The organism is Cystobacter fuscus DSM 2262 (assembly GCF_000335475.2).
Classification (GTDB): Bacteria; Myxococcota; Myxococcia; order Myxococcales; family Myxococcaceae; genus Cystobacter; species Cystobacter fuscus.
The window spans coordinates 164,450-187,914 of the sequence record NZ_ANAH02000071.1 but is presented as its reverse complement, the minus strand read 5'-3'; the positions used below and the strand labels follow the sequence as shown (position 1 = coordinate 187,914).

The following is a 23,465-nucleotide window of genomic DNA, read 5'->3' as shown; positions in this document are numbered from 1 at the left end:
TGCGACTCGTGTGCCAACCGACCAAGCTTGGAAGGGGAACTTTCCAAGGCTTGCCTGCCGGGTCTAGGATGTGCCGGTTTTCATTGAACTTTTTGCCTGGAAAAAAAAGAGCTCATGGAGCGTCGCGTCCTCATTGTTGAAAGCCAGAATGACTTCGCCCTGAGCATGGCCACCGTGCTCAAGAGCGCGGGTTATCAAACGGCCATGGCGGCCACCGCCGCCGATGCTCAGCGGGAGATGGAGAAGCGGCGCCCGGATCTCATCGTGGTCCGCGCCGAGCTGCCGGACCAGTCGGGCTTTTCCCTCTGTGGGCAGATCAAGAAGGGCAAGTGGGGGCAGAACCTGCGGGTGCTGCTGCTCTCCTCGGACACGGGCGCGGACGGGCTGCAGCAGCACCGTCAGACGCCGGGCGCCGCGGACGGCTACCTCTCCATCCCCTTCGAGATGGGAGAGCTCGCGTCGCTGAGCGTGGACATCATGCCGCCGGGCGAATCCGAGCAGGATGCCGCACCGCGTGACGGCGCGCCCTCCACGCCGCCGCCGCTCAAGGGCGCCCCCACCGCCGCGGGCGCTCCGCCCCGGCTGCCCAAGCGCGAGCGCCGCAGCGCCATCACCGAGGAGGATCGCACCTTCCTCGAGCGCGCCTTCCAGTCCATCGCCGACCGCAAGGCCGAGCTGCTCGCCGAGTCGCGTCAACTCCGGCGCCCGCCGCCGCGACGCGACATGATGGGCACGCCCGAGGGCAAGGTGCAGCTGTTGCGCGATGAGTTGAAGGTGCGCGAGGCGCAGATCGCCCGGCTGTCCGAGGTGTGGAACGTGCGCGAGCGCGAGCTGCTCTCGGTCGAGGACCGCCTCCACGAGAAGGACGTGGAGCTGCAGGGCCTGAAGATGCAGGTGGATGACCTGCTGCGCCGCTTCAACGAGGCCCAGCAGGGCATGCTCCAGAAGGAGCGCGAGCACGGCGCGACCGTGGACGACCTGCTCTTGCAGAAGTTCTCCGCGGAGAAGGATCTCATCGAGGTCGTCGCCTCCAAGGAGAAGGACATCAACGTCCTGCGCCGCTCGGTGACCAACCTCGAGGACGAGCTGTCGCGTCGCGGGGGCGAGCTGAGCTATCTGCGCGACGAGTACGAGAAGCTCGAGAAGCACCTGAACATCGTCACCCTCGAGTTCGAGGTGAAGGAGCAGGGGCTCACCACGACGGTGCAGGCGCACGAGGCCGAACTCGGCCGCCGCCAGCAGCGCATCGAGGAAGTGGAAGGCGAGCTGGCGCGCACCATCGGCGAGCGCGATCAGCGCTACTCCGAGCTCACCGGGGAGATCCAGGCGCTGCAGGAGCGGCTGGCCCAGACCGAGCAGGAGCGCGACACGACCGTGCGCACCCTGGAGGCGCGCGCCCTCGCCGCCGAGCAGCATGGCGCCCAGGCGGACGCGGAGATCCAGCGCATCTCCGCCGAGCGCGCCGAGCTCGAGGCCCGGCTCAACGAGCAGATCTCCGTCCTCTCCGCGGACCTGGCGCGCACCACCGCCGAGCGCGAGCAGCTCCAGCTCGACAAGGACGCCGAGGAGCAGCTGCTCAACCAGCGCCTGGAGGAGCGCGACGCGAAGGTCGCCACGCTCGAGACCGAGCTGCAGGAGACGATCGCCCGCAACGAGAACCACGAGGCGGAGCTCAACGCCAACATCCAGCAGCAGATGGAGCGCATCGGCGAGCTGGAAGGCGAGGTCGAGGCCGCCAAGGCGCACCTGGCCGATCGCGAGAACGAGCTGACGGCCGAGCTGGAAGCGCTCACCCTGGCGCGCAACGAGCTGGAAGCCGCCAAGAACGCCATGGAGGCGGACTTCACCGGACAGGTGCAGGCGCTCCAGGAGACCGTCGCCGAGCGCGACGCGGACCTCGCCACCCTGCGCGGGGAGCTGGACGCCACCACCCAGACGCTCACCGACACCCAGTCCCGGCTGGCCACCACCGAGGAGACGCTCTCCACCACGCGCGGGGAGCTGGACGCCACCTCGCAGACGCTCCGCGAGACGCAGTCCACCCTCACCGACACCGAGGACAAGCTCGCCCAGGCCGAGGAGACGCTGCTCACCACGCGCGGCGAGCTGGACGCCACCACCCAGGCGCTCACCAGCACCCAGGCCACGCTCAACGAGACGCAGTCCACCCTCACCGACACCCAGGACAAGCTCGCGCAGGCCGAGGAGACGCTCCTCACCACGCGCGGCGAGCTGGACGCCACCACCCAGGCGCTGACCGAGACGCAGACCACCCTCGCCACCACCCAGGACACCCTGGCCCAGACCGAGGAGTCGCTCTCCGCCACGCGCGGCGAGCTGGATGCCACCACCCAGACGCTCACCAGCACCCAGGCCACCCTCACCGACACCCAGGACAAGCTCGCCCAGGCCGAGGAGACGCTCCTCACCACGCGCGGTGAGCTGGACGCCACCACCCAGGCGCTGACCGAGACGCAGACCACCCTCGCCACCACCCAGGACACCCTGGCCCAGACCGAGGAGTCGCTCTCCGCCACGCGTGGCGAGCTGGATGCCACCACCCAGGCCTTCACCGAGACCCAGGGCCAGCTGGATCAGACCCGCGACGAGCTCGCCCAGACCGTGCAGGCGCGCGCCGAGCGCGAGGCCGAGCTGATCTCCGCGAACAAGGAGATCGCCCGCGTCAACAGCCTCCTCCAGGAGACCGAGGCCCTCAAGCAGGCCATGGAGGAGGAGCTGTCCGAGCAGCTCGGCCTCACGCGCGCCGAGCTGGCCGAGACCCAGGGCAACCTCTCCGCCACGCGCGAGGCGCTCGCGGGTGAACAGGCCGCCCACGTGCAGACCCAGCAGCAGGCGGCCAGCACCCAGGCCGACCTGGAGTCCCAGCTCGCCCAGGCGCGCGATCAGGGTCAGGAGCTCGAGGAGCAGCTCTTCCTCGTCAAGCAGGAGCTGGGCAGCCGCGTCTCCGAGGTCACCCAGCTCGGCTCGCAGCTCTCGCAGGCCGAGGGGGAGCGCAACGACCTGCAGGAGCGGCTCGACACGCTCAGCGCCGAGTCCCAGCGCCGCATCGACATCCTCGAGCAGGACTCCGAGCGAAAGAACCAGGAGCTGTCCGACACCCTCCAGAAGCTCAGCGGCCTGTCGCAGGAGCGCGAGCGTCTGCGCGGCGAGGTGGCCGCCCGCTCCGAGCAGCTCAAGCAGCAGGAGGAGCGCCGCCAGCACGAGGCGGAGCAGGCGCGCCGCGCCCAGGAAGAGCTGTCCCGTCAGCTCGCCGGCCTCAACTCGGAGCTGGAGGCCCTGCGCAAGCAGATGGCCGCCCGCGACGAGCAACTGCGCGCCGCCGCCGCCGCCCAGTCCAAGCTCCAGTCCGAGCGCGAGGGCCTCGCGGCCAACCTCTCCGCGACCCACGCCCAGGCCCAGGCCCTCCAGCAGGCCCAGGCCCAGGAGCGCGCCGAGGCGAAGCGTGCCCAGGAGGAGCTGAACGCGAAGCTGTCTCGCTCCGAGGCCCGTGTGGCCCAGCTCGGCCAGGAAGCCCAGGCCCGCGCCGCCGAGGCCGAGGAGCGCGTCAAGGAGGCCCAGGCCCAGCTCGCCGCCCGCGCCAAGAAGGTCCAGGAGATGGAGCTCGCGGTGGAGAACGCCGCGGGTGCCAAGGTGCGCGCGGAGAAGGAACTCAACGCGAAGCTGGCTGCCGCCGAGGCCAAGGCCACCGACGCCTCCACCAAGCTCGCCACCGCCCTCAAGGAGCGCAAGGAGCTGGAGGCCAAGCAGCAGAAGGAGCTCGAGGATCTCGCCGTCCGTCAGAAGGCGGAGCTGGAGCGTCGCGAGGCGCTCAAGGCCCAGGAGATCGCGCGCCTGCAGCAGTCCGTGCAGGAGAAGAGCAAGGCCCTCAAGGTCGCCGAGCTGGAGCTGGCCCGCTTCAAGACGAAGGGCGGCGCCGCCCCCAACACGGTGAAGCCGGCCGCCACCAGGCCCCCGGTGGAGGATGACGATCTGCTGGCCACCCAGCAGGCCGTTCCCACCATCGCTCCCGCGGCGCCCCGGGCCGCTCCCGCGGCTCGTCCCGGCGCCAAGCCCGCCGCGGGTGCCACCGCGAAGCGTCCCGCTCCGGCTCCGGCTCCCTCGCTCGCCGATGACGAGAGCGCCCCCGAGCGCACCATGATCATGCCGGTGCCCGGCGCCGCCGCCGAGGACGAGGCCGACTGGACGTCGCTCGTGGACGAGCTGGACAAGTAACTCCGGCCGTTGGGAGCGCGGGGCCTCCGGGTCCCGCGCTCACCGCGCGCGGCGAACGCCTACAGCGTGGCGCGCGCCTGCTGCACCAGCTCCTTGAGGTGCACCGTGGCCAGCACGTCCCGGAACGACACCGGCACGCCGCTCTCCAGGGACTCCTGCTGTGCCTGCCGCCAGTGCTCCCACATCGTCCGGGTCGCGAGGTAGGACACGAGCAGCATGAAGGCCCCGGGAACCAGGGTCACCACCGCCACCAGCATCATCCGCCACACCCAGGACATCATCACTGCCTCCGTCGCTCGATCTTCGACGGTTTCCATGCACGTGACGTGCCCAGCATGGGGAAAAATATTCCGCAGTCGTTCCGCCCGTTTGCCGCGAGCCGCGTGTGTCGCCTGGGCAGCGGCGAGGCAGGCACCCTGGCATTTTTGCCGCAGTCGTCTGAAAGTTCTTCGACTAATTTGACGGGTGTGAGCCTCCCCCCCCCTCCGACCGACACCCACACGCTGCGCGGCGTGGAAGACGCGGCGACGCGGCTCGAGCAGGTGGGCTACCTGGCCTCGCCGGAGATCGCCACGGCGAGCTTCCTGGCGGACCGGCTGGCCAAACCCATCCTGGTGGAGGGCCCGGCGGGAGTGGGCAAGACGGAGCTGGCGCGGGCGCTCGCGCGGGCGCTGGGTCGCGAGTTCATCCGCCTGCAGTGCTACGAGGGGTTGGACGAGACCAAGGCGCTCTACGAGTGGGAGTACGCCAAGCAGCTGCTCTACACCCAGTTGCTCAAGGACAAGATTGGCGAGCTGGTCCAGGGAGCGGGCACCCTGGGCGAGGCGGCCGAGCGGCTGGCGGCGAGCGACGCGGTGTTCTTCTCCGAGCGCTTCCTGCTGCCGCGGCCGGTGCTCCAGGCGCTGCGCTCGGAGCGGCCGGCGCTGCTGCTGGTGGACGAGATCGACAAGGCGGATCCGGAGTTCGAGGCCTTCCTGCTGGAGGTGCTGTCGGACAACGCGGTGACGATTCCCGAGCTGGGCACCCTGGAGGCGAGGCACGTGCCGCGGGTGGTGCTCACGTCGAACAACGCGCGGGAGCTGTCGGACGCGCTCAAGCGGCGCTGCCTGCACCTGCACATCGGCTTTCCGGACCGCGAGCGCGAGCTGCGCATCATCCGCCAGCGCCTGCCCGAGGTGTCCCAGACGCTCGCCACCCAGGTGGTGGAGGCGGTGGCGGCGCTGCGCGAGCTGGACTTGAAGAAGTCGCCCTCCATCAGCGAGACGCTCGACTGGGTGCGCGGCCTCGCCCTGCTCAACGCGGAGGTGCTGTCGGCGGAGCTGGTGGCGGCGACGTTGAACCTGGTGCTCAAGCACGAGTCGGACCTCGAGAAGGCCCGGGAGCAGCTCGCGCGCATCGCCCAGGCCTGAGCGCCCCGGGCTCCCCACGAGAGGCGCCAAGACAGGCCCTGGAGCGAGGACGCGAGGGACTGCTCGCCGCCGGGGAGGCCGACGTGCTGCGTCAGGGCTACCTCTTCCCGCGGCGGGTGGAGAACCGGCCCCGGGTGCTTCGTGCCGGTTCTCCACCAGATGCTTTGACTTGAAAATCCCGCCCGCGAAGAATGCCGCCGCGTCCGTACCTCTCTCCGTCCCAAAGGAAGCTTCCCGAATGAGTTCCACCTCCTCCAGTGTGCTGCGCTCCGACCGGATCTGGCTCGACGGCAAGATGGTCAAATGGGACGAGGGCCAGGTGCACGTCATGACCCACGCCCTGCACTACGGGCTGGGCTGCTTCGAGGGCATCCGCGCCTACCGCACGCATGACGGCCGGCTGGCCATCTTCCGCCTGCAGGAGCACATCGATCGGCTGTTCGACTCGGCGCACATCTGCATGATGAAGATGCCCTTCACGCGCGAGCAGGTCGCCGAGGCGTGCTTGGATCTGTTGCGCGCGCAGAAGGAGCTGTTCGCCAATGGCGCCTACCTGCGCCCCATCGTCTTCATGGGCGATGGCGCCATGGGCCTGGGCGCCATCAACCCCACGCGCGTGGCCGTCACCGCCTGGGACTGGGGCGCGTACCTCGGCGACAAGGGCATCCGCGAGGGCATCCGCGCCAAGGTGAGCTCCTTCACCCGCATGCACGTCAACGTCAACATGGTGCGCGGGAAGATCACCGGCCAGTACGTCAACTCCATCCTCGCCAAGCGCGAGGCGGTGCTCGGCGGCTACGACGAGGCCATCCTCCTGGACATCAGCGGCTTCGTCGCCGAGGCCTCCGGCGAGAACCTCTTCCTCGTCAACAAGAAGGGCATCATCAAGACGCCCCCCCTCTCCTCCCCCATCCTCGACGGCATCACCCGCGACTCGGTGCTGAAGATCCTGCGCGACTCGGGCCGCGAGGTGGAGGAGGTCACCGTCACCCGCGACGCCCTCTACATCTGCAACGAGGTCTTCTTCACCGGCACCGCCGCGGAAATCACCCCCGTGCGCGAGGTGGACGACCGCATGGTGGGCACCGGCAAGCCCGGCCCCATCACCCAGTACGTCCAGGAGACGTACTTCCGCGCCGTCCGGGGCCTGGAGCCGCGCTACACGCACTGGCTCACCTACATCTGAGTCGCCTGGCAACCAGGGGGTCACGTCGCGAGACGTGCCCCGACAGGGGCGGATAGGCTAAAAGAGGAATCGATGCGTCCCGAGTACGCCGCCCCACCCAACCCCTTCAACCTGGAAAACCCCACCATCCTCGACATCGCTCCGCCGGAGCCGAAGTCGCTGGAGGAGACGGGGTTGAAGATGGGTCTGCTGTCGGACATCGCCCTGCGCTACCTGTACTACCAGGGCACGGCCACGGGCATGGACATCGCCCAGGAGCTGCGCCTGCCCTGGCCGGATGTGATGGAGCGCGTGGTGGACTTCCTCGCCACCGAGAAGCTGGTGGACCTGCGGGGAGGCAAGGGCTTTGGCCGCGCCTCGGTGGACTTCGTGCTCAGCGAGCGGGGCCGGGAGTACGCGCGCGGCGCCATCGAGCGCAGCACCTACGTGGGTCCCGCCCCCGTGCCCATCGAGCAGTACAACGCCCTCATCACCGCGCAGACCGAGGAGAGCCCCGTCATCAGCCGCGAGGACCTGGTGCTGGGCCTGTCCCACCTCACCGTGTCCGCGGACCTGATGGACAAGCTGGGCCCGGCGGTGAACTCCGGCCGCTCGCTCTTCCTCTACGGCCCTCCGGGCAATGGCAAGACGAGCCTGGCGGAGGCCATCAGCCGCATGTTCGGCGGCGAGGTCTTCATCCCCCACTGCCTGGAGATCGACAACCAGATCATCAAGGTCTTCGATGCCCTCAACCACACCCCCGTCCACCTCGAGTCCGAGCGCGACGCGGCCGGTCGGCGGCAGACCTTCGAGATGGACCACCGCTGGCAGTTGTGCCGGCGCCCGGCGGTGGTGGTGGGCGGCGAGCTGACGCTCGAGACGTTGGATCTCATCTACTCGCCCACCGCGCGCTTCTACGAGGCGCCCTTCCAGGTGAAGGCCAACGGCGGGATGCTCCTCATCGACGACTTCGGCCGCCAGAAGGTCCACCCCACGGACTTGCTCAACCGGTGGATCGTCCCCCTGGAGAAGCGGGTGGACTTCCTCACCCTGCACACGGGCAAGAAGTTCGAGATCCCCTTTGATCAGCTGCTCGTCTTCTCCACCAACCTGGACCCCAAGGAGCTGGTGGACGACGCCTTCCTGCGGCGCATCAAGTACAAGATCGAAGTCGGCAATCCCGACGAGGAGGTCTACCGGGAGATCTTCGCCCAGGTGTGCCAGGCGGCCGGCATTCCCTACGTGGACCAGGCGGTCACCTACCTGTTCGAGCACTACTACCGGCCGCGCAACATGCAGATGCGCGCCTGCCATCCGAGAGACCTGGTGCAGCTCATCCGGGACGCTGCCCGCTACCGGCAGATTCCCCCAGCCCTGTCCAAGGACTTGTTGGACCAGGCGTGTGAAGTCTTCCTCGTCAGTCTATAGAGCCGCGGTGTCGTCGTTGCCCTAACCCCCTGGAATTTCTACAATCCCGTGCCCGTTTCATCGCCCGGCCGGGCCCTGTCGGTCCCAGTCCGCCGGTATATAATAGTGAGCCGGTGTGAAGGAGCGTCACGTCCGTGAAGGAACGCTACCAAGAGATTGACGAGAAGAACGAAGCGCTGCGCGACTACCTTGGCATCTACAAGGACAAGGGCCGCGATTTCCTGGAGCGCTTCGAGATGTCGTGGATCTACCACGACGCGGCGCTCGAGGGGACGGTGTACACCCAGCAGGAGCTGGTCTCGGCGCTCTTCCCCGAGCGCTCCACCATGGATCCCGCGATGATCCCCGTGGTGCTCGAGGTGCGCAACCACAAGGCCGCGTGCGACTACCTGCGCGAGGAGGCGGCGGCCACGGGCAAGAAGCAGGCGCAGATCACCCTCACCACCATCAAGCGCATCCACGATCTGCTCTGCGGCAACACGCCCGAGGCCCTGGCGACGCGCGCCAACATCGAGCGGCGGGATCGCACCGAGAAGGAGCTCGCCAAGGAGCGCGAGCGCAGCGGCTACCGCAAGGACATGCCCCTGCACCGCACGTACTTCCACGAGATCGCCCAGCCGGCGAAGATCCAGCCCGGACTGGAGAAGCTCGTGGACTACACGGCCAGCGCCGAGTTCCGTGAGTTCCATCCCATCAAGCAGGCGGCGGTGGTACAGCACCGCTTCATGCAGGTGTTCCCCTTCACGGAGAACAGCGGCAAGGTGGGGCGGATGCTCACCAACCTCGTGCTGCTGCGCCACGGCTACATGCCGGCGATCATCCACTCCATCGATCGCCAGCGCTACTACGAGTCCCTGCGCGGCGCGGAAGGCCTGTTCCGCACGCTGCTCATGGATGCCATCGAGAACTCACTCGACAACGGCATCAAGTATTTCAAGGACATGGCCCGGCGCTACAAGGCGATCAACTAGACGGCGACACGGGATGGTGGACAGGGAAGCACTCGGGCCCCCGCCCGGGGGCTTCCCCGTGAAGGCGCGGCGCGCCGTCAACATTCTTGGAGAAGCGCGGTTCCTTTCCGATCCTCCTCGAATCGCCACGCCCGAGCGAGCCAACAGCGAGTAAACACCCATCTCATGCCCGCGACCCCCACAGCCAATGGCCGGAAGATGTCCGGAGGTGGAGAAACCGAGCCTCCGCCACCGCGTCTGGCGACCCTCCCCGCTCGAGCGAAGTTGGAGCGGATGATTCAAGTGGCCCGAGGGCACAAGAAGGCCCTCGTGCTCACCCACGACAACCCGGATCCCGACTCGCTCGCTTCCGCGGTGGCCCTGGCCCAACTGCTGCGCGAGCGGGCGGACGTGGCCGAGGCGCGCGTGGCCTACAGCGGACTCATCGGCCGCGCGGAGAACATCGCGCTGGTGAAGGTGCTGCGCCTGCCCGTGGTGCCCATCTCCCAGGTCGACCTGGACGAGTACGATCTGCTCGGGCTGGTGGACACGCAGCCGCCCACGGGCAACCACGCGGTGCCGCCCCGGCTGCGCCGCGAGGTGGACATCATCATCGACCACCACCCCCTGCGCGACGAGAGCCTGGAGGCCCCCTTCGCGGACGTGGGCGGCGACTACGGCTCCACCTCGACGATGCTCGTGGAGTACCTGCGCGCCGCGCGCCTGGAGCCCTCGACGGAGGTGGCCACCGCGCTCTTCTACGGCCTGAAGGCGGACACGCGCGACCTGGGGCGCGAGACGACCCCGACGGACATCGACACGTACCTGTGGTTGTTCCCCCGGGCGGACAAGCAGTTGCTCGGGCAGATCGAACACCCGGAGCTGCCCGCGCGCTACTTCCAGATGTACCACACGGCCTACGAGCGGGCGAAGGTGTACGGGGACACGGCGATCGTCACGGACCTCAAGGAGGTCTACTCGCCGGACATGGTGGCCGAGGTGGCCGAGCGCCTGATGTTCCTCGAGGGGATGAAGTGGTCGCTGGCGTACGCCACGTTCCGCAATCAGCTCTTCCTGTCCCTGCGGGTGAAGGACCGGCGGATGAACGCGGGCCGGCTCATCCGGGAGATCTGCGGGGACTACGGCGGCTCGGCCGGAGGCCACGGCAGCATGGCGGGCGCGCGCATTCCGTTGTCGGGCCGCGCCAACCAGCGCAAGGCCATCAAGCGCGAGCTGGTGCACCGCTTCCTCGATGCCTTCGGGGTCGCGGACGAGCGGCCGGTGGCGCTCCTGTCGGCGCCCTCGCCGTGATCTACTGGGACTACAACGCGGCGGCGCCGGTGCGGCCCGAGGTGGCCACGCTGCTGTCGCGGGCCTTCACCGAGGGTGGTTTCGGCAATGCCTCCAGCGTGCACCGGATGGGCCGCGAGGCGAGGGGCCGGCTGGACGCGGCGCGCGCACGGGTGGCCCGGGTGCTGGGCTGCGAGCCGAAGGAGGTGTGCTTCACCGGCTCGGGCTCGGAGGCGGACGCGCTGGCGCTCAAGGGGGTGTGGCTCGGGAGGAAGGAGCCCCGGAAGCGGCGCGTGGTGAGCACGGCCATCGAGCATCCGTCGGCGCTGGCGGCGCTCCACCACCTGGAGGCCCTGGGCGCGGAGGTGGTGCGGCTGCCGCCGGACGCCACGGGCCAGGTGCCACGCGAGGCGCTGCTCGAGGCCCTGACGCCCGACACGCTGTTGTGCTCGCTGATGTGGGCGAACAACGAGACGGGCGTGGTGCAGCCGGTGGCGGACGTGTCGCGCGCGTGCCGTCAGCGCGGCATCCTGTTCCACACGGACGCGGTGCAGGCGGCGGGAAAGCTGCCCCTGCGCCTGAGCGAGGTGGACGCGGACCTGCTCTCGCTCTCGGCGCACAAGTTCGGCGGGCCCGCGGGCGCGGGAGTGCTCGTGGTGCGCAAGGGCGTGGACGTGCAGGCCCTGACGCCCGGGCACCAGGAGGCCGGGCGGCGCGGTGGCACCCAGAACGTCCCCTACGCGGAGGCGTTCGCCCTGGCGCTGGAGCTGGCCTGGCAGGAACAGCCGGCCGTCGCCGAGCGGCTGGGCGCCCTGCGCGACACCTTCGAGCGCGAGGTGCGCTCACGGCTCGCGGACGTGACGGTGAATGGCGAGGTGGCCCCGCGGGTGCCCAACACGAGCAGCCTCACCCTGGAGGGAGCGGACGGCGAGGCGCTGCTCATCGCCCTGGACCTGGACGGCATCTGTGCCTCGTCGGGAGCGGCCTGTGCCTCGGGGACGCTGACGCCCTCGCACGTGCTGCGGGCCATGGGGCTCTCCCCGGCTCGCACCCACGCCACCCTGCGCTTCTCCCTGGGCCCCACCACGACCCGCGAGGAAGTCGAGCGCGTCGTGGAGGCGCTCGTGCGGCACGTGCCCCGGGCCCGTGAGCTGAATACCCCCTAGCCTCCCGCCCCGCGTCGCGCACCCCTTCTGCTCACCACTTCTGCTCGGGGAGCCAGCCCTTGCGCACCTCGTCCGGAGGCTGCCCATAGCCCGGCAGCCCCTCGTGGGACTCCTGGGGCTTGGACGGCTGGCGCTCCGTCTCGCGCTCCGGTTGGGCCTCCCGCTGCTCCTGGGGCTTCTTCTGCTCCTGGTTCGCCATGATCGTCGTCCTCCCTGGGCGCACCTGCGCCCGCGCAGAGAAGAAATCTCCGCACGCACGGCGCTCCCGGCAGGCAGCGGCGAGCAACCCACCAGGCGCCCACCTCCCGCCCAGTTCGCTACTTCGCGTCGGTGATGCCGAACAGGCCGCGCACCACGGCGGCGATGGCCAGGGGCGTGCCCACCCACTCGTCGTAGTGGGGCGTCAGGGCGGCGGCGAAGTCCTCGGCGCTGGTGAAGCGCTCCGCGGGGGTGATGCTGAAGCCCCGGGCGATGATCTCCTCCAGGGGCTCGGGGATCTCCGGGCGGATGAGGCTGGGCGCCACGTAGTCCCGGTAGATGATCTTCTTGAAGACCTCCTCCGGCGTGGCGCCGACGAAGGGGCGCTGGAGCGTGAGCAGCTCGTACAGCACGACGCAGGCGGCCCACAGGTCCACCTGAGGGGACAGCTCGCCCTGGAGCGCCTCGGGCGAGAGGTAGTAGGGCTTGCCGAGCACTTCCCCGCCCTGGAGCACGCCGTCCACGCGCAGGCGCGCCACGCCGAAGTCCCCCAGCTTGATGTCGCCCAGGCGGGAGATGAACAGGTTGGAGGGCGACACATCGCAGTGGAAGAGCCCGAGCGGCCCGCCGTTGGGCCCCGGGAGCGAGTGGGCGTAGGAGAGCGCGTCGAGCAGCACCCGGCACAGGTAGAGGGCGAAATCCAGGGGCAGGTAGATGCCGCGCTGCTTGCAGCGGCGCAGGATGTGGCCCAGGTCGCGCCCGTCCACCAGCTCCATCACCATGAAGTGCTGATCGGCCACCGAGCCCACGTCCAGCACCTGGACGATGTTGGGGTGGTTGAGCAGCTGGGTGAGGCGCGCCTCGGCGTCGAAGAGCGCGAGCGAGGCGGGATCCTGCACGAGCGAGGGCAACAGCCGCTTGAGGGCCACGACCCAGCCCTGGCGCGGTCCGGACAGGACCCGGGCGCGGAAGACCTCGGCCATGCCCCCCTTGCCCAGGGCGGACAGGATTTCGTAGTGGCCGAGGATGCGAGGAACCCTCGGAGAAGCAGAGGAACTCACGCGCTCACGGTCCCTGGGCTTGTCGCCTTCTGGCGGGGGCCTCGGCGTTCTTGAAGGCCTCCTGGATGTTCTCCGTGTACCGCGCGATGGAGCCGGGATCCGACAACAGGAGCTTCTCCAGCCCGAGATCCTGCGAGCCCGCCTTGATCGCGTATCCCGACTTCACCGCCTGCTCCAGGAACAGCAGCGCCTGATCCTTCTTTCCCAGCCGGCTGTAGGCACACGCCAGGGTGTAGGCGATGTTCGGCTCGCGCTTGTTGAGCTTCTGGGCCCGGCTCAGCATCTCGACGGCCTCGGGGAGCTGGTTGCGCATCAACTGGGCGGTGCCCAGCCCGAAGAAGGCCACCCAGCTCTGCTCACCCAGGGCGATGCTGCGCTCGAACTCGGCGACCGAGCCGCCCCACTTCTTCTCGCGCAGCAACTGCTCGCCCCGCTCCAGCGCCGCCTTGGCGGCCTCGGGGTTGCGCCTGCTCGCCCCCCGCCCGGACATCAGGCTGGCGCGCGCCGCCGCGGCGGCTTCCTGGGCCGCGCTCACCGCCCTGGGCGAGCGCAGCACCACCAGCCCCTCCTGACCCAACACCGGCGACAGGCACCCCTGTTGGATGCGCACGTAGGCCGTCAGCGAGCCCTCCTCGGGGCTGTGGAAGCCGAGCACCGGCAGGGACTGCCGCTCCGGGCAGCCCTCGCCCTGCAGGCACAGCTCGAACTGCCCCACGAGCACCCGGCCCTGCAACGTCCCGTCGAGCACCGGCGTCCCGGGCTCGAGCCCACATGGGTTGCCCTTGCTCGCCCGGCCCACCAGGCGTTCGCCCTCGGTGCTCAACTCCACCGTGCCCCAGATGTCCGCCTGGTAGCTGCCCTGGAGGGGGAGCTCCGCCCCCCGCGCGCCAGGAACAACGGCGATCAACGCCGCCAGGCTGATTGTTCTCGAAACGGACACCATGGATGGAGCGCCGCATCATACGAGGGCCCCGACCGCCTTGTAAACGCGCGGCGATGGCTTGACCCATCACCCCCACGTCCTTATCATTCCCGTAGATGCTTCTGGGGTTTCCAGGAGTTTCCTGGTGTCGAAGTCCGTTAGAATTTGATTGTAAGGTCTTGTCCCCTGCGGGGCGCGTGATGCCCAGCAGAAATTCGAACCGATACGTCCATCACGGGGTCCGTTTCAGGTTCCATGAGCAAGCCCTCCCCTTCGGGGATGAGGGAAGCCTACGGTTCCATGACTTCGAACCCCACCTGGCTTTTTAGGGTTCAATGGACGCTAGGCACACGGCCATTTCGCGGGGGGCTTTTTCTTTCTCTTGGCGGGGAGTGGGGCAGGTGAGCGAGACGGTGGCGCAAGAGGGAGTGGGTCGGAAGGTGACGCTGCGTGAAGAGCTGACGGCTCGTCGCAAGGCGATGACACCCGACATCATCGACGAGCGGGGGTTGAAGGTTCAGTCGCGCTTCCTGGCGACCCCCTACTACAACAAGGCGAGGACGGTGGCGCTCTACGCCCCCATCCGAGGCGAGGTGCCCACCCGGGACATCCTGATCGCGGCCCTGCAGGACGAGAAGATCGTCTGCTATCCGCTGTCGCATGTGCACGGGCGCATCCTGGCCTTCCGCGCCATCAAGTCCGAGGCGGAGCTGGAGCCGGGACGCCTGGGGGTGCGCGAGCCCACCAACTCGTCGGAACTCATCGCGGTGGATCAGATCGATCTCTTCGTGGTGCCCGGCCTGGGCTTCACGCGCGATGGCAAGCGGCTGGGACGTGGGGGCGGCTACTACGACGCCACCCTCAAGGCGGCCTCCGCGCGCAGCCGGCGCGTGGGACTTGCCTTCGGCGACCAGATCGTCGACACCCTGCCCACGACGAATGACGACGTGGACATGGACCTCGTCGTCACCGAGTCGCAGACGATGCGCGGGCTCTACCGCGACTGGGATTTCCTCGACACGTGATAGTCCTTTTCATGGGTGATGTGGTGGGCAAGCCAGGAGTGCTGGCCGTGCGCACCCTTCTGCCCAAGTTGATCGCGCGGCACTCGGTGGACCTGGTCATCGCCAACGCTGAGAACAGCGAGGGCGGTGCCGGCATCTCCCCCGAGTCCGCCGAGGCGCTGCTCGACAGTGAGGTCAACCTCCTGACGAGCGGCAACCATTTCTGGACCAAGAAGGTCATCCTCCCGTGGGTGGAGGAGCATCCGCACCTGCTCTTGCGGCCGGCCAACTACCCCAAGGGGGCGCCGGGACGCGGGCACACCGTCATCCAGACGCCGGACGGGCGCAAGCTCGGGGTGCTCAACCTCGAGGGGCGCGTGTTCATGAAGCCCCTGGACAACCCGTTCGCGGTGGCGCCGGAACTCGTGGCGGAGCTGCGCAAGCAGACGCCCTGCATCCTCGTGGACATGCACTGCGAGGCCACCAGCGAGAAGAACGCCATGGGCGCGCACCTGGACGGCAAGGTGTCCGCCGTGGTGGGCACGCACACCCACGTGCAGACGGCCGACGAGCGCATCCTCCCGGGCGGCACCGCCTTCATCACCGACGTGGGCATGTGCGGCCCGCTCGACTCCGTCATCGGCGTACGCAAGGAGCTGTCCATCGAGCGCTTCGTCACGCTGCGCCACAACCAGTACGAAGTCGCCAAGAACCTCGTCTACCTCCAGGGCGTGGTCCTCGATCTGGATGACAAGACGGGCAAGGCGCGCTCCATCCAGCGCATCCGTGAGCACCTGCCGGGCACCTAGTTCCCCCGTGCCCGCCCCTCCTCGGACGGGACGGGCGCGAGGGGCAGCAGCAGCGTCGCGGTGGCGCCCATGCCCGGCCCGCCGCTGTCCAGCGACAGGTGGGCGTGCATGAGCCGCGCGGCCAGGGCGCTCGAGTGCAGGCCGATGCCATGGCCGCCCTCGCGCGTGGTGAAGCCCTGGGTGAAGAGCCGCGGGCGCACCTCCGAGGCGATGCCCTTGCCGGTGTCCACCACCTGCAGGCTCACCCAGCCCCCTTCCGCCGACAGACGGATGACGAGGTGGCGCGGCCGCTCGGGCGCCTGGGCCTCCATGGCCTGACGGGCATTGCTCAACAGGTTGAGCAGGATCTTCAACACCTGGTGCTTGTCGGCCTTCACCGGCGGCAGGGGGCACAGCTCCCGGGATACGGTGATGCCGGCCTGCCGCAAGGCGCCCTCCTGCAGCCGCAGGGCCTCCTCCACCAGCGCGGGCAGATCGCACTCCTCCATCAGCAGGGTGGAGGTGACATGGGCCTGCTGGTTCTGGACGATGGCGCGCACGCGCGAGACGTTGCCGTCCAGCGCCTCCAGGCTCCGGCTCAGGGTGGAGTGCTCCGCGGAGAGCGCGTCGGAGAGAGCGCGCAGGTAGTCCACCAGGTGGCGGCCGCGCGTGTCCCGGGTGAAGAAGTCCGCGAGCACCGGGCGCTTCTCCTCCAACAGGGAGGCGAGCTGCTGCAGCCGACTCATGCGCGAGCTGGACACGGCGCCGCGCATGAGCTGGGTGTCCACGACGATGCTGTTGAGGACATTGCCCACGTCGTGCAGGACGCTGGAGGCGACCTCCGCCATGCCCACCATGCGGGCGGTCTCCACGAGCTGGGCCTGGGCCTGTTTCAGCTCCTGGGTGCGCTCGCGCACGCGCGCTTCCAGCTCCTCGTTGGCCTCGCGCAGGGCGGCCCCGGCCTTGCGGACCTCGGCGTACAGGCGGGCGTTCTCGATGGAGATGGACGCCTGGGACGCCAGGTGCTCCAGGAGCGCGATGCGCCCATGGGAGAAGGCCTGGGTGGTGAGCGAGTTCTCCAGGTACAGCAACCCGTAGAAGGTCTCCTGGCGGCGCAGGGGCAGGCAGAGCAGGGAGCGCGCGTCGTTGGTGGCGAAGTAGGGGTCGGCGGAGAAGGGATGGGGCTGGGCGAGGTCATCCAGCAGGACGTAGTCGCCGGTGCGGCGCGCATAGGCCACGAGCGACAGCGGCAACATCTCCGGGGAGGGGGGCGCCCCGGCTTCCGTGGTGGACAGCGGGGGCACCCCGGCGGCGAACTGGAGCACGTCCTCCTGGAGCAGCAGCAAGGCGCCGCGCTGGGCGCCGGAGCTCTCCACCGCCACGCGCATGAGCGTGTCCACCAGCCGATCCAGGACGATCTCACTGGAGATGGCCTGTTGGGCCCGGATGACGGCCAGGGCATCCACGCCGTGGGTGTCCGAGTCCCGGGTGGTGGTGCCGCCCTGGGACACCGACACGGCGGTGAGGAGCAGGGGCCACTGCTCGTCCAACTGGCGCACCTTGCCCATCGCGCCCCATTGGAAGTAGGCCTCGCGCGCCTGGCGGATGAAGGCGGTGACGAGGGTGTGCAGGCCCTGCTCCTCGCCAAAGCGCGCGGCCAGCTCACTGGCGAGCCCCACGTACGGGAGGGTGTCGTGCACGCGCGCGGCCTGGATGGCGCCCTCATAGGCGCGCAGGGCCTCTTGTGGCCGCTCCTCCACACGTGCCAGCTCCGCGGACACCAGGCGCTCGGGTGCGAGGAAGTTCGCGGGGCAATGCTCGGCCCACTCCGCGAGCCGGCGCTGGTGCTTCCTCATCTCCTCCAGCACCGCGGGCCGCCCGGGCTCGGGCGTGCTCCGATGGGCCACGGCCAGGGCGAGCGCCCCATACAGGTTGAAGGGAATGTGCGAGGCCTCGAGCGGCGTGTGCACCATGAGGGGCTCGACCTGGGCACGCAGCCGGAGCGCGTGCTCGTGGTCCCCCGACAGGTAGGCGGATTTCATCCGGATGATGGATGCCCAGACGGAGTAGAAGAAGCCCTCCCCTCTCGCGATCCGCGCCATGAGCGCGTCTTCCTCGATGCCATCGCCGCTCGGGGATTGGAACGTCCGCGACAACCCTCGCAGCTGCTGCACGATGCGCTGCAGATAGAGAATGATGTCGTGCGCGACGGCATACTTGCGCGTGAACGGCAGGAAGCTCTCCGCCTCCCGATAGACCTCGCCCAGCTCCCGCCCGCTGATGATGGCGTTCAAGACGAGGGTGAAGCAGGTGTAACACGCCACCGAGTAGCCGCCTGTCATCTGGGCATGATGGTAGCCCGACAGCATGATCTTCCGCGTATCGGAGAGCGGACGGATCCAGCTGTTGATGGAGGCGAACATGGTGAGAATCATGCTCTTGGAGGCGGACAAGCCCTGGCGCTCGGCCAGCTCGACCGCGAGCCGTCCAATGGCATACGCCTCGCGGTATCTTCCGCGGGTTCCGCCATACCAGAGCGCGAACGAGACATATCCGACCGCGGACCCCTCCGCGTTGCCATGGCGGATGCTCAAGGCCACCATCCGTCCCGAAACCAGGGCGGCGAAGCCGACGCCGATGGGAAAGGCCATGGGCGCCAGGGAGGACAGCACACTCATGAGCACCTTCATGTCCGGGTCCGTCATGGCGGGCAGCGCGAGGAGGCTCTCGATGGGGTGGCGATCCAACAGCGCCCACACCTCCGCTTCCATCTCCCCGAGTTCCCGTGGCGAGGGAGTGAGCGGCAGCGGCATGCCCAGCTTCGCCAGGCACTCCAGGAGGCCCTCCACGGAGACCTGCGCGCGCTGGGAAGTCCGCAGCAGCTCGCTCCTGAGGATATAGGCATTGGCCATGTCCGCGTGGCTGCGCGCCCGCGGCAAGGCCTCATTCACCATCTCGAGCGACTCGGAAAGATTGCCGCGCATCAACTCGCTGCTCGCCTGCGCCAGACGCACCTTGAACGCGAAGTCGGGATCCGCCTCCCAGGGGTCCCCGGGCAGCAGGGAGAACGCCATGGCGAAGTAGCCACTGGCGGAGTGATAGGCGGTGGAGGACCTGGCGCGCGAGCCCGCCTCGGCGTTGAGGTGGGCCAGCCGCAGTCGCTCCGCGGCGTCGTCCATTCCCGCCACGCCCGCGTTGAGATGACCCACCACCTCGAAGAGCCGTTCCGAGAGCTCCTCGGCGGAGAGGCTGTCGAGCAGCAAGCGGCCCACGCGCAGGTGGAGGGCGTCCCGCTCCCCGGCGGGGATGAGCTCATGGGCGGCCTGCTGGATGCGATCGTGCGGGAAGCGCAGGTGCTGGGGCCCCGAGCGCACCACCAGCCCCTCCATCAGGGCGGGCTCCAGCCCGCTCTCCACCTCCGCCACGTCCCGCCCGGACAGGAGCCCGAGCAGGGACAGGGAGATGACGTTGCCTCCATACGAGGCCAGTTGCAGCAGGCGCCGTGTGACCTCGGGCAACTGCCGCAGCCGCCCCGCCATGAAGTCCACCACGTTGTCCGAATAGCCGCGCGCCTTCACGCCCTCCTCGTCCCAGCGCCAGCCCCCTCCGGGCGCCCGGAACACCAACCGCTCCTGGTGGAGCGTCTGCAACAACTGGAGCAGGAAGAAGAGGTTGCCCGCGGTCTTCTCCTGCACCAGGACCGACAGGGGCGCCACCACCCGCGCGTCGGCGCCGGGCAGCGAGTCCGCCACCAGTTGCCGCGTCTGATCGAGCGACAGGGGCTGGAGCTGGATGTCCTCCAGCCGTACCCCCGACGCGCGCGCTTCCTCCAGCAACGACGCCAGGGGGTGCGCGGCCGTCACCTCGTTGTCCCGGTAGGCCCCAATCAACAACAGCCAGGGCAGCTCCCGCCGCGACGTCAGCGTTTCCAACAGCTTGAGGCTGGCGAGGTCCGCCCACTGCAGGTCATCGAGGAAGAGCACCAGCGGGTGCTCGCGCGTGGCGAACACGCCCAGCAAGCGCAGGAAGAGCTGGTGGAAGCGGTTCTGGGTCTCCGCCGGAGGCAGCTCGGCGGCGGCGGGCTGCTCGCCCAGGATCAGCGCCAGCTGGGGCACCAGCTCCACCATCACCTGGCCCTGGCCCTCCAGCGCCTCCAGCAGCCGCTGGCGCCAGGCGTCCACCTGCGCGTCACTGCCCGCCAGCACCTGCTGGACGAGCCCCCGCAGGGCCTGCACCAGCGTGGCGTAGGGCACGTCCCGCTGGAACTGGTCGAACTTGCCCTGGAGGAAGAAGCCCCGGCGGCGCAGCACGGGCTGTTGCAGCTCATTCACGACGGAGGACTTGCCGATGCCCGAGTAGCCGCGGACCAGCACCCACTCCAGCCCGCCCCCGCCCGCCACCCGCTCGAACGCCGAGCGCAGCGCGGCCACCTCGGCCTCCCGGCCGTACAGGCGCTGGGGCAGTTGGAAGCGCGCGGGCACGTCCTCGCGTCCCAGCGGGAAGTCCTCCAGCGCGCCCGCCTCCCAGCCCCGCTGGCACCGCTCCAGATCCAACCGCAACCCCTCCGCCCCCTGGTAGCGCTCCTCGGCCACCTTGGACAAAAGCTTCATCACCAGCGCCGAGAGGATGGGCGGGACGGAGGGCTCCACCTGATGGGGGGGCACGGGCGCCTGGGCCAGGTGCGCATGGAACCACTCGAGCGTGTCCCGGCCCTGCAACGGCAGCCGCCCGGTGAGCACCTGATAGAAGGTGACGCCCAGGGAGTAGAAGTCCGTGCGGTAGTCCAGCGTCCGGTTCATCCGCCCGGTCTGCTCCGGGGACATGTAGGCCAGCGTCCCTTCCACCAGCTGGGGGGACGAGGCCTCCACGTGCTCGGCCTGCTGGAGCGTCGCGATGCCGAAGTCGATGAGCCACGGCTGCCCCTCGGGCGACACCAGGATGTTGGCGGGCTTGATGTCCTTGTGGATGACGCCGCGGCGGTGCACCTCGGCCAGCGTCGTGCACAGGGCGAGCGCCAGGGGCAGGAAGCGCTCGGGCCCGAAGGGCCGGTCCAACGCTTCCGACAGGGCCCGTCCCCCCACGTCCTCGAGGACGAGCACGGGCCGCGCCAGGAGGAACTCGAGGCCGTGGGCCTGGAGCACACCGGGCGCCCCCTTCAGGCGCCGCAGCAGCGAGTACTCGCCCCGCAGGCGGGCGTGCTCCCGGGCGCCGGGAAACTCGGAGCGAGGGGTCTTGAGGATGACGGGCTGGCGATCCGCCTCGCGTACGGCTCGGTAGAGGAGGCTGGAGGAGCTGGACTGCAGGAGTCCGAGAAGCGAATAGCCAGGAAGCTGGAGCATGGCGCCCGATCGAGATGAGTCCAGGGGGGGAACGTATATAGACCGGCGCGCGGACACCGGCTTCAGGACATGCCAAACACGGCCGCTTCGGCTAGGGTTCCGCGCCGTCATGTCCGAAACCCCCCTGCGCAAGGCGACCCCCCAGGAGCAGTTCGAGGAAGTCACCCGCGGCACCGTGGATCTCCAGGTGCCCGAGGATCTCAAGAAGAAGCTCGAGCGCTCGTATGAGACGGGCAAGCCGCTCATCATCAAGGCGGGCTTCGATCCGAGCCGGCCCGACCTGCACCTGGGCCACTCGCTGCTGCTCACGCGCATGCGGCGCTTCCAGGAGTTCGGCCACCAGGTGGTGTTCCTCATCGGCGACTTCACCGCGCTCATCGGAGACCCCTCGGGCAAGAACACCACGCGCCCCGCGCTCACGCGCGACGAGGTCAAGGTCAACGCCCAGACGTACCAGGAGCAGGTGTTCAAGGTGCTCGACCCGGAGCGCACCCTGGTGCGCTTCAACTCCGAGTGGTTGGACAAGCTGGGCACCGAGGGGATGATCCGCCTGGCGGCTCGCTACTCGGTGCAGCGCATCCTCGAGCGCGATGACTTCAAGAAGCGCTTCCGTGAAAACCGCTCCATCGCCATCCACGAGTTCCTCTACCCGCTCCTGCAAGGCTACGACTCGGTGGCGCTCAAGGCGGACGTGGAGCTGGGCGCGACGGATCAGCTCTTCAACCTGCTGGTGGGCCGCCAGCTCATGAAGGAAGAGGGCATGGAGGCCCAGGTCATCATGACGGGCCCCATCCTCGAGGGTCTGGATGCCCGGCTGGTCGACGGGAAGATCACCGGCGACAAGATGTCCAAGAGCCTGGACAACTACGTGGGCCTGAGCGAGTCGCCGGAGCAGATCTACGGCAAGCTCATGAGCATCACGGATGACCTGATGTGGCGCTACTACGAGCTGCTCTCCGCGCGCACGCTCAAGGAGATCGCCACGCTCAAGGAGCAGGTGACGAGCGGCGCCGTGCACCCCAAGACGGCCAAGTCGGGCTTCGCGCGGGAGATCGCCGCGCGCTTCCACACCCCCGAGGCCGCCGAGCAGGCCATGCAGGCCTGGGAGCAGCGCTACTCGCAGAAGAAGCTCGTCGTCGAGGATCAACCGCTGGTGGAGGTGTCGCTCGGGGGCGCGCCGACGATCGCGCTCGCCAAGGCGCTGGCGGAGGCGAAGCTCGTGGCGTCCGGCACCGAGGGCCGCAAGCTCATGGGCCAGGGGGGCGTCCGGGTCAATGGCGAGAAGGTCATGGACCCCAAGCACGAGCTGCCCGCGGGCGAGTTCCTCGTGCAGGTGGGCAAGCACAAGTCGGCGCGGCTCAAGCTCGCCTAGGCACCGGGCCACCGTCGTCCGCCCGACCTTCGGGCCGGAGAGGGTATCCTCCCGGCGCCATGCGCCCCGTCCGCCTCTCCGCCCTCCTTGTCGTCCTGAGCCTGCTGTGTCTCGCCCCCGCGCGCGCCCTCGCCGCGGGAGCCTTCGTGTCCGGCGAGACCCTGCGCGCGGTGAAGGAGCCCGGTTCCTCCGCGGTCGTCTTCACCGTGGAGCCGGGCGTCGCCTACCCGGTGCTCAAGAAGGGAGGGCCCGGACGCGAGTGGTGCAAGTTGAAGGCGGCGACGGGCGAGGGCTGGGTGAAGTGCGACGGCACGGCGGATCTGCCCGAGAAGCCGCGCATGAGTGGTGAGTTCCTCGCCTCGCGGGACAGGGCGCCCGAGGTGGCTCCCCTGCCCGCCCAGGCACCCGTGGCCACGGGCTGTGAGACCCGGTGCACCCGCCCTCCCCTGATGAGCCAGGCGCCCGCGCTCACGCCGGTGGACCGCGAGGTGCTCGGCATGTGCCCGGCGCGTCCCGACGCCGCGGTGAGCGCGGGGGACGTGCGGCGCTTCATGGCCGCGCACTACGAGGATCCCCGCGTCCAACGGGCCCTGTCCGCGGCGGGCCGGACGGGCACGCGCCAGACCCAGGTCGACTGGCTCACCGGCCTCTGGGTGAGCACCGGCCCGCGCAACGCCTTCACCCACGTCTTCTGCGGCGATGACTGGACCACGCGCACCATCGGCGGGCTGCACTACCTGCCGCGCTACGCCCAGCTCGAGTCCGAGGGCAAGCTGTGCTTCGACGGGCCGGTGCGTGGCGGCCAGGCACTGCGCGAGGGCCAGTACGTCATCCGCTACCGGGGAGTGGCGCCCTGGTCCTGCGCCGAGAAGAAGCTCGGCGGCTTCACCCAGCAGGCGGATCCCGTGGGGATGGTGGCCATTGGCACCCGCGCCTTCGCCCGCTGCTGCGCCCGTGATGGGGGCCGCAAGGAGGGCGGCGTGTACGCGGCGGCGGACCTGGGCCCCACCGCGTGGCGGATCTGGTGCGGCACGCGCAACGGCACCTATGGCATCGCCTCGCTCTACCCCACCGACGAGCGGCCGACCTGCGGCGAGTGAGCGGCCCGTGCACGCCCCCCCGCTCCCGGGCATACTGGGC

The 23,465-nt window shown here is 69.3% G+C and carries 16 protein-coding genes and 1 other RNA gene; 12 read left to right on the top strand and 5 right to left on the bottom strand.

From position 1 onward, the window contains the following. Window positions 1–114: 114 nt before the first annotated feature. Window positions 115–4,233, top strand: coding sequence for a response regulator (locus D187_RS46235; RefSeq protein WP_020918735.1), 4,119 nt, complete (start codon window positions 115–117; stop codon window positions 4,231–4,233). 59 nt (window positions 4,234–4,292) lie between these two features. Here D187_RS46235 and D187_RS46230 read toward each other — a convergent pair whose 3' ends face one another. Beyond that, entirely contained in the window at window positions 4,293–4,514 is a 222-nt protein-coding gene (locus tag D187_RS46230) for a hypothetical protein (RefSeq protein WP_002624205.1), read from the bottom strand. Between the two features lie 186 nt (window positions 4,515–4,700). Here D187_RS46230 and D187_RS46225 point away from each other — a divergent pair, with 186 nt between their 5' ends. From D187_RS46225 to D187_RS46200, 6 genes are all read left to right on the top strand, one after another. Next, the gene (locus D187_RS46225) at window positions 4,701–5,642 is read left to right on the top strand and encodes an AAA family ATPase (RefSeq protein ID WP_002624204.1); all 942 of its coding nucleotides are present in this window, start codon (window positions 4,701–4,703) and stop codon (window positions 5,640–5,642) included. Between the two features lie 238 nt (window positions 5,643–5,880). Beyond that, window positions 5,881–6,828 carry a branched-chain amino acid transaminase gene (locus D187_RS46220; RefSeq protein WP_002624203.1) on the top strand — a complete coding sequence of 316 codons (948 nt, stop codon included), beginning with the start codon at window positions 5,881–5,883 and terminating at the stop codon, window positions 6,826–6,828. Between the two features lie 72 nt (window positions 6,829–6,900). Then, window positions 6,901–8,235: a DUF8689 domain-containing protein gene (locus D187_RS46215; RefSeq protein ID WP_002624202.1), complete on the top strand. Its 1,335-nt coding sequence runs from the start codon at window positions 6,901–6,903 to the stop codon at window positions 8,233–8,235. 134 nt (window positions 8,236–8,369) lie between these two features. Continuing rightward, on the top strand, window positions 8,370–9,206 hold the full coding sequence (locus D187_RS46210; RefSeq protein WP_002624201.1) for a Fic family protein: 837 nt from the start codon (window positions 8,370–8,372) through the stop codon (window positions 9,204–9,206). A 165-nt stretch (window positions 9,207–9,371) separates the two neighbouring features. Further along, window positions 9,372–10,496, top strand: a complete 1,125-nt coding sequence (locus tag D187_RS46205) for a DHH family phosphoesterase (RefSeq protein ID WP_002624199.1) — start codon at window positions 9,372–9,374, stop codon at window positions 10,494–10,496. Next, window positions 10,493–11,641, top strand: a complete 1,149-nt coding sequence (locus tag D187_RS46200) for a cysteine desulfurase family protein (protein ID WP_002624198.1) — start codon at window positions 10,493–10,495, stop codon at window positions 11,639–11,641. The genes D187_RS46205 and D187_RS46200 overlap by 4 nt, the downstream gene beginning before the upstream one ends. Window positions 11,642–11,672: 31 nt before the next feature. On the opposite strand, the gene D187_RS56895 is transcribed toward D187_RS46200, so the two are convergent. From D187_RS56895 to D187_RS46190, 3 genes are all read right to left on the bottom strand, one after another. Continuing rightward, complete coding sequence (locus D187_RS56895) at window positions 11,673–11,840, bottom strand: hypothetical protein (RefSeq protein ID WP_002624197.1); 168 nt, start codon at window positions 11,838–11,840, stop codon at window positions 11,673–11,675. 118 nt (window positions 11,841–11,958) lie between these two features. After that, the gene (locus D187_RS46195; protein WP_002624196.1) at window positions 11,959–12,900 is read right to left on the bottom strand and encodes a serine/threonine-protein kinase; all 942 of its coding nucleotides are present in this window, start codon (window positions 12,898–12,900) and stop codon (window positions 11,959–11,961) included. A 4-nt stretch (window positions 12,901–12,904) separates the two neighbouring features. Next, complete coding sequence (locus D187_RS46190; protein ID WP_002624195.1) at window positions 12,905–13,843, bottom strand: tetratricopeptide repeat protein; 939 nt, start codon at window positions 13,841–13,843, stop codon at window positions 12,905–12,907. Window positions 13,844–14,002: 159 nt separating this feature from the next. Between D187_RS46190 and ssrS the strand changes: the two genes are divergently transcribed. The 3 genes from ssrS to D187_RS46180 all read left to right on the top strand — a co-directional run bounded on the left by ssrS (window position 14,003) and on the right by D187_RS46180 (window position 15,635). Then, window positions 14,003–14,194, top strand: a non-coding RNA gene (gene ssrS, locus D187_RS51780) — 6S RNA. 29 nt (window positions 14,195–14,223) lie between these two features. Continuing rightward, complete coding sequence (locus D187_RS46185) at window positions 14,224–14,847, top strand: 5-formyltetrahydrofolate cyclo-ligase (RefSeq protein WP_002624194.1); 624 nt, start codon at window positions 14,224–14,226, stop codon at window positions 14,845–14,847. Between the two features lie 11 nt (window positions 14,848–14,858). Continuing rightward, window positions 14,859–15,635 (top strand): TIGR00282 family metallophosphoesterase, encoded by a 777-nt coding sequence (locus D187_RS46180; RefSeq protein ID WP_002624193.1) that lies wholly within the window; start codon window positions 14,859–14,861, stop codon window positions 15,633–15,635. Here D187_RS46180 and D187_RS46175 read toward each other — a convergent pair. Next, window positions 15,632–20,953 carry a trifunctional serine/threonine-protein kinase/ATP-binding protein/sensor histidine kinase gene (locus D187_RS46175; protein WP_002624192.1) on the bottom strand — a complete coding sequence of 1,774 codons (5,322 nt, stop codon included), beginning with the start codon at window positions 20,951–20,953 and terminating at the stop codon, window positions 15,632–15,634. The genes D187_RS46180 and D187_RS46175 overlap by 4 nt on opposite strands. Window positions 20,954–21,062: 109 nt before the next feature. On the opposite strand from D187_RS46175, the gene tyrS reads away from it, so the two are divergent. Together tyrS and D187_RS46165 are read left to right on the top strand one after the other, a co-directional pair. Beyond that, a complete protein-coding gene (gene tyrS, locus D187_RS46170; RefSeq protein ID WP_002624191.1) occupies window positions 21,063–22,325 on the top strand; it encodes a tyrosine--tRNA ligase in 1,263 nt (420 codons plus the stop codon). 59 nt (window positions 22,326–22,384) lie between these two features. Beyond that, on the top strand, window positions 22,385–23,425 hold the full coding sequence (locus D187_RS46165) for an EndoU domain-containing protein (protein WP_002624190.1): 1,041 nt from the start codon (window positions 22,385–22,387) through the stop codon (window positions 23,423–23,425). Window positions 23,426–23,465 lie beyond the last annotated feature (40 nt).